This is a genomic window from Streptomyces sp. NPDC127038, from assembly GCF_042725875.1.
Lineage (GTDB): Bacteria > Actinomycetota > Actinomycetes > Streptomycetales > Streptomycetaceae > Streptomyces.
Map to the genome: position 1 here is coordinate 1 of NZ_JBHXDQ010000019.1, position 13,375 is coordinate 13,375.

At 71.4% G+C, this 13,375-nt stretch carries 13 protein-coding genes; 5 read left to right on the top strand and 8 right to left on the bottom strand.

Features of this window, described 5'->3' with window-relative positions; genetic code table 11:
* The 3 genes from ACFWI4_RS16060 to ACFWI4_RS16070 all read left to right on the top strand — a co-directional run.
* Positions 1–411, top strand: a 411-nt coding sequence (locus tag ACFWI4_RS16060; protein ID WP_387196041.1) for a polysaccharide pyruvyl transferase family protein, incomplete at its 5' end; no start/stop codon positions are given.
* The gene (locus ACFWI4_RS16065; RefSeq protein WP_385394640.1) at positions 408–959 is read left to right on the top strand and encodes a dTDP-4-dehydrorhamnose 3,5-epimerase family protein; all 552 of its coding nucleotides are present in this window, start codon (positions 408–410) and stop codon (positions 957–959) included. The genes ACFWI4_RS16060 and ACFWI4_RS16065, both read left to right, overlap by 4 nt.
* 7 nt (positions 960–966) lie before the next feature.
* Positions 967–2,292 carry a glutamate-1-semialdehyde 2,1-aminomutase gene (locus tag ACFWI4_RS16070; protein ID WP_387196044.1) on the top strand — a complete coding sequence of 442 codons (1,326 nt, stop codon included), beginning with the start codon at positions 967–969 and terminating at the stop codon, positions 2,290–2,292.
* 7 nt (positions 2,293–2,299) lie between these two features.
* Here ACFWI4_RS16070 and ACFWI4_RS16075 read toward each other — a convergent pair whose 3' ends face one another.
* Both ACFWI4_RS16075 and ACFWI4_RS16080 read right to left on the bottom strand, forming a co-directional pair.
* Complete coding sequence (locus ACFWI4_RS16075) at positions 2,300–3,058, bottom strand: phosphatase PAP2 family protein (protein WP_387196047.1); 759 nt, start codon at positions 3,056–3,058, stop codon at positions 2,300–2,302.
* A 117-nt stretch (positions 3,059–3,175) separates the two neighbouring features.
* A complete protein-coding gene (locus ACFWI4_RS16080; protein WP_387196050.1) occupies positions 3,176–5,506 on the bottom strand; it encodes an FdhF/YdeP family oxidoreductase in 2,331 nt (776 codons plus the stop codon).
* A 263-nt stretch (positions 5,507–5,769) separates the two neighbouring features.
* Between ACFWI4_RS16080 and ACFWI4_RS16085 the strand changes: the two genes are divergently transcribed.
* Positions 5,770–6,234, top strand: a complete 465-nt coding sequence (locus tag ACFWI4_RS16085) for a GreA/GreB family elongation factor (protein WP_387196053.1) — start codon at positions 5,770–5,772, stop codon at positions 6,232–6,234.
* Positions 6,235–6,294: 60 nt separating this feature from the next.
* Here ACFWI4_RS16085 and ACFWI4_RS16090 read toward each other — a convergent pair whose 3' ends face one another.
* The 6 genes from ACFWI4_RS16090 to ACFWI4_RS16115 all read right to left on the bottom strand — a co-directional run bounded on the left by ACFWI4_RS16090 (position 6,295) and on the right by ACFWI4_RS16115 (position 12,685).
* Complete coding sequence (locus ACFWI4_RS16090) at positions 6,295–6,573, bottom strand: hypothetical protein (RefSeq protein ID WP_387196056.1); 279 nt, start codon at positions 6,571–6,573, stop codon at positions 6,295–6,297.
* Between the two features lie 136 nt (positions 6,574–6,709).
* Positions 6,710–9,226, bottom strand: a complete 2,517-nt coding sequence (locus tag ACFWI4_RS16095) for an ATP-dependent Clp protease ATP-binding subunit (RefSeq protein WP_387196059.1) — start codon at positions 9,224–9,226, stop codon at positions 6,710–6,712.
* Positions 9,227–9,473: 247 nt separating this feature from the next.
* On the bottom strand, positions 9,474–10,340 hold the full coding sequence (locus tag ACFWI4_RS16100) for a family 1 encapsulin nanocompartment shell protein (protein ID WP_387196062.1): 867 nt from the start codon (positions 10,338–10,340) through the stop codon (positions 9,474–9,476).
* Positions 10,337–11,377: a Dyp-type peroxidase gene (locus ACFWI4_RS16105; RefSeq protein WP_387196065.1), complete on the bottom strand. Its 1,041-nt coding sequence runs from the start codon at positions 11,375–11,377 to the stop codon at positions 10,337–10,339. Before ACFWI4_RS16105 ends, ACFWI4_RS16100 begins: the two co-directional genes overlap by 4 nt.
* A gap of 119 nt (positions 11,378–11,496) precedes the next feature.
* Positions 11,497–12,144: a DUF1345 domain-containing protein gene (locus ACFWI4_RS16110; RefSeq protein ID WP_387196068.1), complete on the bottom strand. Its 648-nt coding sequence runs from the start codon at positions 12,142–12,144 to the stop codon at positions 11,497–11,499.
* A 55-nt stretch (positions 12,145–12,199) separates the two neighbouring features.
* On the bottom strand, positions 12,200–12,685 hold the full coding sequence (locus tag ACFWI4_RS16115; RefSeq protein WP_387196071.1) for a PaaI family thioesterase: 486 nt from the start codon (positions 12,683–12,685) through the stop codon (positions 12,200–12,202).
* 101 nt (positions 12,686–12,786) lie between these two features.
* Here ACFWI4_RS16115 and ACFWI4_RS16120 point away from each other — a divergent pair, with 101 nt between their 5' ends.
* Positions 12,787–13,263: a winged helix-turn-helix transcriptional regulator gene (locus ACFWI4_RS16120; RefSeq protein ID WP_387196074.1), complete on the top strand. Its 477-nt coding sequence runs from the start codon at positions 12,787–12,789 to the stop codon at positions 13,261–13,263.
* Positions 13,264–13,375 lie beyond the last annotated feature (112 nt).

Below are 13,375 nucleotides of genomic sequence, written 5' to 3' on the forward strand. Positions count from 1 at the left end.
GTGGACTCGCCGCTGGTCGGCGTCGCCGAGGCGGCCTCGCTCGCCGAGGTGATGAAGGAGATGGCGGCCGCCGACAGCGTCGTGGCGACCCGGTACCACAACCTCATCTGCGCGCTGAAGGCCGGCACCCCGACCATCGCGCTCAGCTACGCGGCCAAGAGCGACGCGCTCATGGACCTGATGGGGCTCGCCGCCTACTCCCATCCGGCCCGCGAGGTCGACGCCGACCGGCTGCTCGAACAGTTCCGGACGCTGGAGAAGAACGCGGCGGACGTCCGGCAGACCCTCACCGAGCGGAACGAGGACGCCGTCCGGCGCCTCGACCACCAGTTCACCGCCCTGAGCGCGGCCCTGTTCCCGGCGACCGGCCACGCCCACGCCCACGCCCACGCCCCGCGGGAGACTCCATGAAAGCCACCGAGGTCCCGGCGATCGCCGGCGCGTACCTGTTCGAGCCGACCCCGTACGCCGACGAACGCGGCTTCTTCTGCCGCACGTTCGACATCGACGTGGTCCGCTCCGTGGGTCTCGACCCGTACGCCTTCGTCCAGGACAGCATGTCCCGCTCGGCCGGGGGCGTGCTGCGCGGTCTGCACCTGCGCTCCGGCGCCGGCGAGGCCAAGCTCGTGCGGTGCTCGTACGGCAGGATCTTCGACGTCGTCGTGGACCTGCGGGCGGATTCTCCGACGTACCGCAACGTGGCCACGTTCGAGCTGTCGGGCGAGACACAGGTGACGCTGTACATCCCGGCGGGGTGCGCGCACGGCTTCCAGGCGCTGACCGAGACCGCCGACACCTCGTACCGGATCGACCGCCCGCACGACCCGGCCGAGGACGTGACGATCGCCTTCGACGATCCGGAGCTCGCCGTTCCCTGGCCGCTGCCGGTCACATCGATGTCAAAAAGGGACCGGGAGGCACCGAGCCTCGCCGAGGTCCTGAAGCACGAAGAGAGTTGAGGTCCGCGTGGACACCGAAGAGCTCACCCTGCCCCTGTCGCGGAGGGCGAACGAGCGACTGCACGCCATGATCCCGGGTGGCGCGCACACGTACGCCAAGGGCGACGACCAGTACCCCGACAACCTGGCCCCGGTCATCAGCCACGGCAGCGGTGCCCACGTGTGGGACGTCGACGGCAACCGCTACATCGAGTACGGATCCGGCCTGCGGTCGGTCAGCCTCGGTCACGCCCACCCGCGCGTGGTCGAGGCGGTGCGGCGGGAACTGGACCGGGGCAGCAACTTCGTCCGGCCGTCCATCCTGGAGGTCGAGGCCGCGGAACGCTTCCTCGCCACGGTGCCGACCGCCGACATGGTGAAGTTCGCGAAGAACGGCTCGGACGCCACCACCGCGGCCGTGCGCCTGGCCCGCGCCGCCACCGGGCGCACCCGGGTGGCACTGTGCGCCGACCATCCGTTCTTCTCGGTCGACGACTGGTTCATCGGCACCACGCCGATGTCCGCCGGCATTCCGGCGGCGACCAACGAGCTGACCCTGACGTTCCCGTACGGGGATCTGGCGGCCACGGAGGAGCTGCTCGCCCGGTACCCGGACGACATCGCCTGTCTGGTCCTGGAACCCGCCACCCACAGCGACCCGCCGCCCGGATATCTCGCCGGTCTGCGCGAGCTGGCCGACCGCTACGGCTGTGTGCTGGTCTTCGACGAGATGATCACCGGATTCCGCTGGTCCGAGGCGGGCGCCCAGGGTCTGTACGGCGTCGTGCCCGACCTCTCGACGTTCGGCAAAGCGCTGGGCAACGGGTTCGCCGTGTCCGCGCTGGCCGGGCGCCGCGAGCTCATGGAGCTGGGCGGGCTGCGCCACTCGGGCGACCGGGTGTTCCTGCTCTCGACCACGCACGGCGCGGAGACGCACTCCCTGGCGGCCGCGATGGCCGTGCTCACGACCTATGTCGAGGAGGGCGTCACCGCGCGGCTGCACGCCCTGGGCGAGCGGCTGGCCGCCGGGGTCCGCGAGGCCGCGGCCACCATGGGTGTCGGCGACCATGTCGTCGTCCGGGGCCGGGCCAGCAATCTGGTCTTCGCCACGCTCGACGAGAAGGGGCAGCCGTCGCAGGAGTACCGCACCCTGTTCCTGCGCCGGCTCCTCGCGGGCGGGGTGCTGGCCCCGTCGTTCGTGGTGAGCAGCGCGCTCGACGACGCCGACATCGACCGTACGGTGGACGTGGTGGCCGAGGCCTGCGCGGTGTACCGCAAGGCCCTGGACGCGGGTGACCCCACGCCCTGGCTGGCCGGACGGCCGGTGAAGCCCGTGTTCCGCCGCTCTGCCTGACACGGCGTCAACCCCGTTCCCCGCGGCCGGCGTCGGCCATGCGTTCGGCGATGCGCCCGGCCCCGCCGTCCGGTGTCCGGTCCGACGGGTGTTCGGCCCGTCGGCCGTCGGTGCGGCCGGTGAACCGGTCGGCCGTGCGGTCGACCAGCCACGCGGTGGCCGGCAGGACCGCGAGACCGGTGCACCAGCCGCCCAGGGCGTCGGTCGGGTAGTGCGCGCCCAGGGCCACCTCCGCCCAGCCCATGGCGGCCCCGGCGGCGAGCGCCGACGCGAGGATCAGGGAAAGGGCGGCCGCTCTGCCGCGGCCGGGACGGCCGGCCGCGGCCAGCGCCACCACGAGGGCGATCGTGGTGGCGAAGGCGGTGTGCCCGCTCGGGTAGGACAGGTTGTCGCCGTGGATGGTGCGTCCCACCAGGGACTTGAGCAGCGTCGCCGTCCCCACCGCGAGGGCGGGGCCGGCGACGACGAGTAACGCCGAGCGCGGAAGCCCGCGCAGCGAGAAGCCGGCCACGAGGGCGGTGACCAGCGCCACCGAGCCGGCCGGCTCCCCCAGGAAGTCCAGCGTCAGGGCGACGTCGTGCCACGGGGATCCGACTCCGTAGGCATCCGTCCCGAGGCGCGCGTCCAGGGTGCCGGGCGCGCTGCGGCCGGTGTACAGGATCCCGAGCGCGAGGACCACCAGGGCGGCGATGACGGCGGTCGACCCGAGCGGCGTGCGCAGCCCCGGGGGCACCGCGGCGGCTTGCGCCCGACGCCAACTCCCCACTGCCGTACCCCCGTTGTGTCCGATTCGGCCCGCCCACGAGTCTTTGTCACCCTAGCCGTCGAAGCGGGCGGGCAACACCGCCGTCGCCCGGTCCGCGGGTCAACAGTTCGCGAAATCTCAACTGCAGGGAGTGATCGTCACGTTGACGTGTTTCATCAACGGCTGGTCGCTCTGGAGGCTGTAGTCGCCGATCGCGCAGAGGACGTTCATCTCCGGCATGTAGCCGGCCGCGCAGCCGCGCGGGATGTCGTACGGGATGGCCAGGTAGCCGTCGAGACCGCGGTGGGTGCCGTCCTTGGCGGTGCTGACGACATGGACCGGCGTGAACTCGGAGATACCGCGTTCGCGCATGTCGTCCTCGTTCATGAAGACGAGCGTGCGCAGGTTCTTGATGCCCCGGTAGCGGTCGTTGTCCGAGTAGATCGTGGTGTTCCACTGGTCGTGGGACCGCATGGTGCCGAGCGCGAGGGTGCCGGGGGCGGGGACGACGTCGGGCAGCGGGGCGGCGGAGAACTCGGCCAGGCCCGAGGGGGTGAGGAAGACCAGTTCGCGGGCGGGCTGCTTGATGCGGAACCCGAGCGGCAGGCGTACCCGCCGGTTGCAGTCCTCGAACCCGTCGAGGACCCGGGCCATCGTGTCGCGGATGCGGTCGTAGTCCTCGATGTACCACTCCCAGGGGGTGCCGCTGTCCGGGAGGGCGGCGCGCGCGATGCCGGCGATGATCGCGGGCTCGGACAGCAGCTGCCGCGACGCCGGTCGCTTCATGCCGACGGACAGGTGCACCATGCTCATCGAGTCCTCGACCGAGGTGCTCTGGACCCCGCCGCGCTGGTGGTCCTTCTCGGTCCGGCCCAGGCACGGGAGGATGAGTGCCCGGCGGCCGTGCACGAGATGGCTGCGGTTGAGCTTGGTGCTCACCTGGACCGTCAGCTCGCAGTTGCGCAGGGCCGCGTAGGTGTACGGGGTGTCGGGCGCGGCGAGGGCGAAGTTGCCGCCCATGCCGACGAACACCTTCACGTCGCCGCGGTGCATGGCCCGGATGGTGGCCACGGTGTCCATGCCGTGCTCGCGGGGCGGGTCGATCCCGCAGACCTCGCCGAGCCGGTCCAGGAACTCCTCGGACGGCCGGTGGTCGATGCCGCAGGTCCGGTTGCCCTGGACGTTGCTGTGGCCGCGCACCGGGGAGGGTCCGGCGCCCTCGCGGCCCAGATTGCCGCGCAGCAGAAGGAGGTTGACGATCTCCCGTACGGTGTCGACGCCGTGTTCGTGCTGGGTGACGCCGAGGCACCAGCTGATGATGGAGCGGTCCGCGTCGCGGTACACCCGTGCCGCCTTGAGGATGCCGTCCCGGCCGATCCCGGACTGGAGCTCGATCGCGTCCCAGGAGGTCGCCTCGCACACCGCGCGGTACTTGTCGAAGTACGCGGTGTGCCGGTCGATGAACTCCTGGTCCAGGGCCTTGGGATCGGTCTCGGACTGCTCCAGGATCGCCTTCGCCATGCCCCGGATCAGCGCCATGTCGCCGCCGATGCGCGGCTGGAGGTTCAGGGTGCTGGTCCGGGTGGACTTGAACACGGCCATGTCCGTGAAGTCGTGCGGGACGATGGTCCGGGTGGCGGCCGCCTCGACCAGGGGGTTGATGTGCACGATCTGGGCGCCGCGATGGTAGGCCTCGGCCAGGGCGGTGAGCATCCTGGGCGCGTTGGAGGCCGCGTTGACGCCCATGATGAACAGGGCGTCGGTGGTCTCCCAGTCCTTGAGGTCGGCGGTTCCCTTGCCGGTGCCGAGCGAGGCCTGGAGGGCCCGGCCGCTGGCCTCGTGGCACATGTTCGAGCAGTCGGGCAGGTTGTTGGTGCCCAGTTCCCTGGCGAGCAGCTGGTAGAGGAAGGTGGCCTCGTTGCCCAGCCGGCCCGAGGTGTAGAAGGAGGCCTGGCCGGGGTCGTCGAGTTCGCGCAGGGTGCGTCCGACGAGTTCGAAGGCGTCGCGCCAGCTGACCGGGACGTAGTGGTCCGACTCCGGGTCGTAGACCATCGGTTCGGTGAGCCGGCCCTGGTCCTCCAGGTCGAAGTCGCTCCAGCCGGACAGTTCCGTCACCGAGTGCGCGGCGAAGAACTCGCCGCCGACCCGCTTGCCGGTCATCTCCCAGGTGACGTGCTTGATGCCGTTCTCGCAGATGTCCAGGTGCAGGCCCTTGGTGTCGTCGGGCCAGGCGCAGCCGGGACAGTCGAAGCCGGTTCTCTCGTGGTTCATGCGCATGATCGCGCGGGGGCCGTCCACGAGGGTGCGTTCGCGCACCAGGAACTGCCCCACGCTCTTGGCCGCACCCCAGCCGGCGGCCGGGTGGTGGTACGGATGGAATTCGGGTTCGCCCCTCGGGTCGGGCCCCACATGGGGTTCCCGGCCGTCGCGTCCGCCCTGTCCGTTCTGTCCGTCCTGGGATGCGTTCAAGAGTCTCACCGAGCTAGCACTGGGGGCGTCGTCCGTGGTTGGCGGCGTGCTTGCGGCGGCCCTTCTTCTTCCGGCGTCGCTTCGAGGACATGGGAACCTCCCTCACTCGCACTCGCAGGACGGCACGGGGGCGTCCTGGACTCAGGTGACCCACGATTCCACAGATCACATACCGCCGCGATCCGGCCCGGAAGCCGACAAAGCACCCGGATATGCTGATGACGCCACGATTCGACCCGACTCTCGCACCCCGAGGAGCAGGCATGTCCAGCGAACCGGCACCGATCAGCGAGGCCGCCCGGCAGGCACTGGAGCAGGAGCTCGCCGACCTGCGCACCGAACGCGGAACGGTCGCGGCGACACTGCGGGACTCCGACGCGGAGGTGGGTGACCAGGCCGACGCCGCCGACGAGTTGCAGCGCGCGGACGACCTGCGGCGCCTGGACGACCGGATCGAGCGGATCACCACCCGGCTCGCCCAGGCGGACCTGGCGGGTCCGCCGCCCACCGACGAGGTCGGCGTGGGCAGCACGGTCACCGTCCGGTTCTCCGACGGCTCGACGGACACCGTTCAGATCGGCGAGGGCGCCGCGGTGCTGGACCGGACCCTGGTGACGGCCGACAGTCCGCTCGGCCGCGCGCTCCTCGGGCGTCGCGCCGGGGACACCGTGAGTTTCGAGGCACCCGAAGGCCCCCGGAGCGCGGTCGTGGTCTCCCTGGACCGGTAGGTCGTGTCCGGCCCGGGCCCGCGACCCGGGGGTCCAACGGGGGCGTTGATCGGGGTGAGTTCAGTCCCCGTAGCTGGAGGGCGGGTAGGGGGCCCGGTTCCGCCGGGTGAGGTCGCCCGTCGGGATCCGTCCCGCTCCCACCTCCAGGTCGATCTCCACGCGCTCCCGCCGGTAGGCGGCCCCGGGATCGTCCATGGGCCCGCCGAGCAGACCGGCTTCCCGCCGCTCGCGGATCGTCCGTGCGTGGAGCTCGTCGTCGTCGCACCGCAGGGGCATTCCCCTGTTGTGGGCGTGCTCCGGATCGCCTTCGACAGCCCGGTTGGACTTGTGGTGCGTCATGCGCAGCCTCCTCAAACGGCTGCCCGGCGTCTCGCGCGTCCGGGCAGGTCCTCGGTGTCAGGAGTCCTCCGTCCCGTCCTTCGTCGTACGCCGAAACTCGTTCCGTGTGTCCGCGGAGGGTGCTCGGCTCCCCCGCTCAGCTCCCTGGCTCCGCCTCCGCGCCGCCGCCGTCCTGGACGCCCTTGCGCACGGTGCACACCACCGAGCCGTCCCGGTCGTCGGCGACGATCGTGTCGCCGGGTTCGGCCTCGCCGCCCAGCAGCAGCTCCGCGATGCCGTTGTCCAGTTCCGTCTGGATCGTCCGCCTCAACGGGCGGGCGCCGAACTCGGGTTGATGACCGTGGGCGACCAGCAGCTTCTTGGCCGCGTCGGACACCTCCAGCTTCATGCCCTGCGCGTGCACCCGGCGCTCGCTCCGGCCCAGGAGGTGCTCGACGATCTCGGCCAGGTCGTCCTCGCCCAGACCGTGGAAGATGATGATGTCGTCGATGCGGTTGAGGAACTCGGGCAGGAACCGGGTCCGCAGCTCGTCCATCAACGCGTCCTTGAGCTCGGACACATCGCCCTTGTGGTCCAGGATCCGGTGCGCGCCGATGTTGGACGTCATGATCACGACGCAGTGCCGGAAGTCGACGGTACGGCCCTGGCCGTCCGTCAGACGGCCGTCGTCGAGGATCTGGAGCAGCGTGTTGAAGACATCGGGGTGCGCCTTCTCCACCTCGTCGAACAGCACGACGCTGTACGGCTGCCTGCGCACCTTCTCGGTCAGCTGCCCGGCCTCGTCGTACCCGACGTATCCCGGAGGCGCGCCGACGAGACGGGCCACCGTGTGCTTCTCCTGGAACTCGCTCATGTCGAAGCGGATCATGCGGTTCTCGTCGCCGAACAGCTGCTCGGCGAGGGTCTTGGCCAGCTCGGTCTTGCCCACTCCGGTGGGGCCGAGGAAGAGGAAGGAGCCCACGGGGCGGTTCGGGTCGCCCATGCCCGCCCTGTTCCGGCGCACGGCCTGCGAGACGGCGGTGACCGCCTCGTCCTGGCCGACGATCCGGGAGTGCATCTCCTCCTCCAGCTTGAGGAGCTTCTCCTTCTCGCTGGCGGTGAGCTGGGACACCGGGATGCCGGTGCGCCGGGAGACGATGTCCGCGATGTCACGCGCGGTCACCGAGACGACGCCGGCGCGCCGCTCCTCGATGCCGGCGAGTTCGCCCTCGGCCTCGGCGATCCGGCCCTTGAGCTGTCCCGCGCGCTCGAAGTCCTCGGCGGCGACGGCCTGATCGCGTTCACGGCGCAGCTTCGCGATGCGGTCCTCGCGTTCGGCGACCTCGGTCGAACGGCTCGCGCTGCGCAGCCGCACCCGGGCCCCCGCCTGGTCCATCACGTCGATCGCCTTGTCGGGCAGGAACCGGTCGCTGATGTAGCGGTCGGACAGTTCCGCCGCCGCGGCCAGGGCGCCGTCGGCGAAGCGGACCTGGTGGTGCGCCTCGTACGCGTCCCGCAGGCCCTCCAGGATCTGCACGGTCTCCTCGACCGTCGGTTCGGGGACCATCACCGGCTGGAAGCGGCGTTCGAGGGCGGCGTCCTTCTCGACGTACTTGCGGTACTCGTCGATGGTCGTCGCGCCGACGACGTGCAGTTCGCCGCGGGCCAGGGCGGGCTTGAGCATGTTGCCCGCGTCCATCGAGCCCTCGCCGGTCGCGCCCGCCCCGACGACCGTGTGCAGCTCGTCGATGAACAGGACGATCTCCCCGTCCGACGCCTGGACGTCCTCGATGACCTTCTTCAGGCGCTCCTCGAACTGTCCGCGGTACTGGGCCCCGGCCACCATGCCGGACAGGTCGAGCGAGACGACCCGCTTGCCCTTGAGGGTGTCGGGGACGTCGCCGGAGACGATGCGCTGGGCGAGTCCCTCGACGATCGCGGTCTTGCCGACACCGGGTTCGCCGATGAGCACCGGGTTGTTCTTGGAGCGCCGGGAGAGGATCTCGATGGTCTGCTCGATCTGCTCGGCGCGTCCGACGACCGGGTCGAGCCGGCCCGCCTTGGCCTCCTCCGTCAGGTCACGGCCGTACTCGTCGAGGGTGGTGGCGGGCTTGTCGGGCTCGGCGGGACGGCCTTCGGGACGGGCCGTCCGCTCCGTGAGACCCGCCAGCTTCTGCGCGTCCTGTCCGTCGGCGCGCAGCAGCTGGGCGGCACCGGTGTCGGCGTCGCCGAGCAGGGCGGCGAGGACGTGCTCGGGTCCGATGTAGGACACACCGGCCGCCTGGGAGCGGGCGTACGCGGCGGCGAGGGTCCGTTTGGCGGCCGGGGTCAGGCCCGGCTCCGAGGACGGTTCGCTGCTCTCCCGGGGGAGGACCTCGGCCAGCTGGTCGGCGAGGGCGTCGGGGTCCAGCTCGGCGCGGGCCAGCAGCGAGCGCGAGGGTTCCACCTTCGTCGCGGCCCACAACAGGTGCTCGGTGTCGAGGTCGGAGGTCCCGTCCTGCTGGGCCCGCTGCGCGGCCAGGTTCAGGAGTTCCTGCGAGGACTCCGTCAGCAGGCGTCCGATGGGCACCCGCTGCACCGCCGGCGGGGAGGACGCGGGTGACATCCCGAAGAAGCGGTTCAGCAGTTCACCGAAGGGGTCGGACGAGCCGAAACCGTAGGACGACATCGACATGGACAGCTCCCGGTGCGACGACGAGTCCTTTCCACCATTTCGCGGCGCCTATTGCTCCGCAACCGGAGCGGACGTCCGTGGCGCGACGGCCCTGGCCTGCGTCTTCTTCCCGGAACGGGCCGAACTCGCCCGGGGCGGTGGAACGTTGGGGAGCGGCGGAAAACGGGGGTGCGGACGGGTCCGCGGGGCCGTCCCGCCCGGGGAAGGCCGCGCACCCGTCCGCCCGGGGCCCGTGCCCGCGGCGGGCTCAGGCCGTGTCCGCACCCGCCCCGGTCCACGGGTCGAGCGCCACCACGGCCTCGTCGGTGTGGACGAGGAAGGTGAGGGTCTGCCGGAAGTACAGGTCGATGCCGTCGGCGTCGTGGCCCGTGTAGCCGATGGCGAGATCCTCGCCGAGGCGCAGTTCGTAGTCGCCGCCCCGGGTGGAGAGCAGGAAGGCGCCCTCCACGGCGGGCGCCCAGACCAGCCGGCCGTCGAGCAGCCGGCCCAGGTGGGCGGAGACGGGATAGCCGTGGTCGGAGGTCTCGCTGACCGCCGTGTACGCCTCCGCGCCCAGCAGCAGCGCGTACGGGCCCTGCACACCGGCCAGCCGCAGGGTGCTCAGGGCGTGGCTGACGGCGTCGGGGAAGTCGCGCGGCTCGGCGGGGAGACGGAGCACGGGGTTGGAGGTGCGGGCGCGCAGGCCTTCGACGTGGCCCGCCGTGTAGCCGTTGAAGACGGTCTGGTCCTCGGCGAACGCCATGGTGCGGGCCGCGTCCTTGACCGGCTGCCAGTCGGAGTCCTGGGCGCCCCGGTCCACGTCGTCGACGGCGTCACGGCTCACCCGGAACGGCACCGTCAGTTCCACCAGGGGCTGGACCTGGCGCAGCCGGGCCGCGACCCCGGGCGACGGCCCGTCGATGCGGGACAGATGGCCCGTCCCGACGGCGGCGAGCACGGGACCGTCCGGGCCCGAGACGTCCACGACGCGGCGGCCGGCGAGATTGCGCCGGAACGTGCGGCGCGCCTCGTCCTCGATCTCGTTCCACGCGGCGGGGGTGATGGGCGCGAGTTCGCGGTGCAGGTTGCCGGTCCCGGCGGTTCCTGAGGGGGTGGCGTCGGGTGCGGTCGTCATGTGCGGACTCCTTTGAGGCTGCCGATCCCCAGTGAGCCGTCCGCCGCCGGGCGCCCACCGGCGGTGGCGGGCGCGTCGGGCGCGGGCGCGTCGTGCTCCTCCCGCTCGCCCGGGGCGGCGGGGAGGTCGTCGAGGAAGCCGGCGGCCGGCACGTGGAAGAGGCAGCCCGTGATGGCGGTCGAGAAGTCGAGGATGCGGTCGTGCGAGGCCCGGGCGTCTCCGAGGAACATGTTGCGGAGCATCTGCTCGGTCACCTCGGGGGTGCGGGCGTAGCCGATGAAGTAGGTGCCGAACTCGCCCTCGCCCAGGGTGCCGAAGGGCATGTTCTCCCGCACGATCTTGCGTTCGTCGCCGTTCTCGTCGGTGACGGTGTTGCGCGCGACGTGGGAGTCGGCGGGTTTGACGTCGTCGGGGAGTTCGACGTTGGCGAGCTTCGTGCGCCCGATGACCCGCTCCTGCTCATCGGGCGGCAGCGCGTTCCAGGTCCGCAGGTCGTGCAGGTACTTCTGGACGATCACGTAACTGCCGCCCGCGAAGGCGGGGTCCTCGTCGCCGACGAGGACGGCGTCGTCGGCCGCGGGGCCTTCGGGGTTCTCGCTGCCGTCGACGAAGCCGAGCAGGTCACGGTCGTCGAAGTACTTGAATCCATGGACCTCGTCGGCCACGGTGACCGCGCCCTCCAGCCGTTCCATGATCAGCCGGGCGAGTTCGAAACAGAGGTCCGCCCGGCGGGCCCGGATGTGGAACAGCAGGTCGCCCGGCGTGGAGGGGGCACGGTGGCGCCGGCCGGTCAACTCCACGAACGGGTGCAGGTCTTGGGGCCGGGGGCCGCTGAACAGGCGGTCCCAGGCCGCCGAGCCGATGCCGACGACACAGCCGAGTCCGTCGCCCGGTGCCCGGAAGGAGACCGACCGGCGCAGTCCGGAGACGTCCTCCAGCAGACCGCGGACCGTGTCCTCGTGCCCCGGCGTCACGGTGACCACGAGGAACACGGCGGCGCCTGCCGGTCGGGAGATCACAGCCTGTGGCTCGGCCAAGGGTCGGCCTCCTCGTGGGACGCGAAGGTGCCGGTCGCACGCGGACCGGTCGGTTCCGTCTCCCATCCTGCTGGGTCCGGGGGCAAACCGCACCAGAACGGATCGGCCCCGGGAGGGCGTCAGCGGCTCACGAGTCCGACGACGACGTTGATGGCCGTTGCGAGGATGCTGGTGCCGAACACGTACGACAGGAGGCAGTGTCTGAGCACGATCGAGCGGATCTGCGCGCTGGAGACACCGGTGTCGGAGACCTGGTAGGTCATCCCGAGGTTGTAGCTGAAGTAGAAGAAGTCGCGGTACGCGGGCGGGTCGTCCGTGTTGAAGTCGATGCCGCCGCCGGCGTCGTAGAACACGTAGGCGTAGCGGGTGGCGTACATCAGGTGCAGGGCGGCCCAGGCCAGGAACACCCCGCACAGGGCGGTCACGGCCGCCGCGTGGCCGTGGTCGGACCGGCCGCCGCGCAGGAGCAGCAGCACGATGGCGAACAGGCCGCACAGCGCGACCGCGACCACGACGAGTTCGTCGGTCAGGGGGCGGAAGTCCTCGCGCCGCGCGTTGTCGCGGGTGGCCGTGGCCGTCATCGGCCACAGCACCGCCCAGCCCACGAGGACGAAGAACAGCTCCGTCGCGGCGATCCCGGACAGCAGACCGAGGAAGACGTCGTTCGCGAGTCCGACGACCACGCCCACGACGGCGCCGAAGGCCACGGCGACGGCCAGGCGCGGTACGGCGTCCAGGGACAGGCTCCTGGGCAGGCTGCTCCTCATGGGCGGCACGCTATCCCCGGGAGCGCCGCCCGGCCCGGAGGAACCCGCGGGCGGGTCAGACGGGGAACAGCAGACAGCTGCTGGTGGTGTGGGCGAGCAGCCGGCCGGTGGCGTCGAGGAGCTCCGCCTGCGCGAGGGCCGTGCGGCGGCCGCTGTTGAGGACGGTGCCGACCGCGCTGATCCTCCCGGTGTCCACGGTGACGGGCCGCAGGAACTTCACGTTCAGGTCGAGCGAGGTGTACCCGGTGCCGCGGGGCAGTACGGACTGCACGGCGCAGCCCGCCGCGGAGTCCAGCAGGGTGGCGAAGACGCCTCCGTGGACGCTGCCGATCGGGTTGTAGTGCTCCTCCCCCGGAACCAGCGTGAAGACGACCCGGCCGTGCTCGACCTCGTCGAGGGTCATGCCGAGGGTCGCGGCGACCGGCGGCGCGGGAAGCCGTCCCGCCTGGATCTCGCGGAGGAATTCGAGGCCGGTGAAGCGGGCGACGGCGGCCGCGGAGACGGCCGGGTCCTCCCAGTCGTACGTACGAGACCTGCCCATGACCGTTCCACTCTCCCGCCGAGGCCAGCTGACTCTGTTTTTCGAAGCTAGGTGGTCGCACACCTGGCTGTCAATCTCACAGTCAGCCTACGATGGGGCGCATGACGTGGCTCGACACCAGCACCGAGAACTGCACGGTGCAGCGGACGCTTGACCTGATCGGCGAGAAGTGGTCGATGCTGGTCCTGCGGGACGCGATGAACGGCGTACGGCGCTTCGAGGACTTCCGGCGGCACGTCGGGCTGTCCGAGAGCGTGCTGGCGGACCGGCTGCGCAAGCTGGTCGCCGCCGGGATCCTGGACACCGTGCCGTACAGCGAGCCCGGCAGCCGCACCCGGAACGCTTACCGGCTCACCCGCAAGGGCTGGGACCTGTGGCCCGTCATGATCGCCCTCAAGCAGTGGGGCGACCGCTACACCGCCGATCCCGACGGGCCGCCGCTGGAGGTCGTGCACGCGGACTGCGGCGAGCCGGTGCGCGCGGCGGTCGTGTGCTCCGGCGGCCACGGCGCGCTGATCCCGCCGGAGGCACGCACCCGTCCCGGCCCCTCGGCGCGGCGGGCGGACCCCGCCGGCTGACGGTGCCCCGAGGGGTTCCGGGGAGGAAAAAGACGGTGACACAGGCCGCCTCGTGGTGCCGGAGCCCCGCTCGTGACAGCGTGACCCCATGAGGGGCCGTCCCGCCCCACAT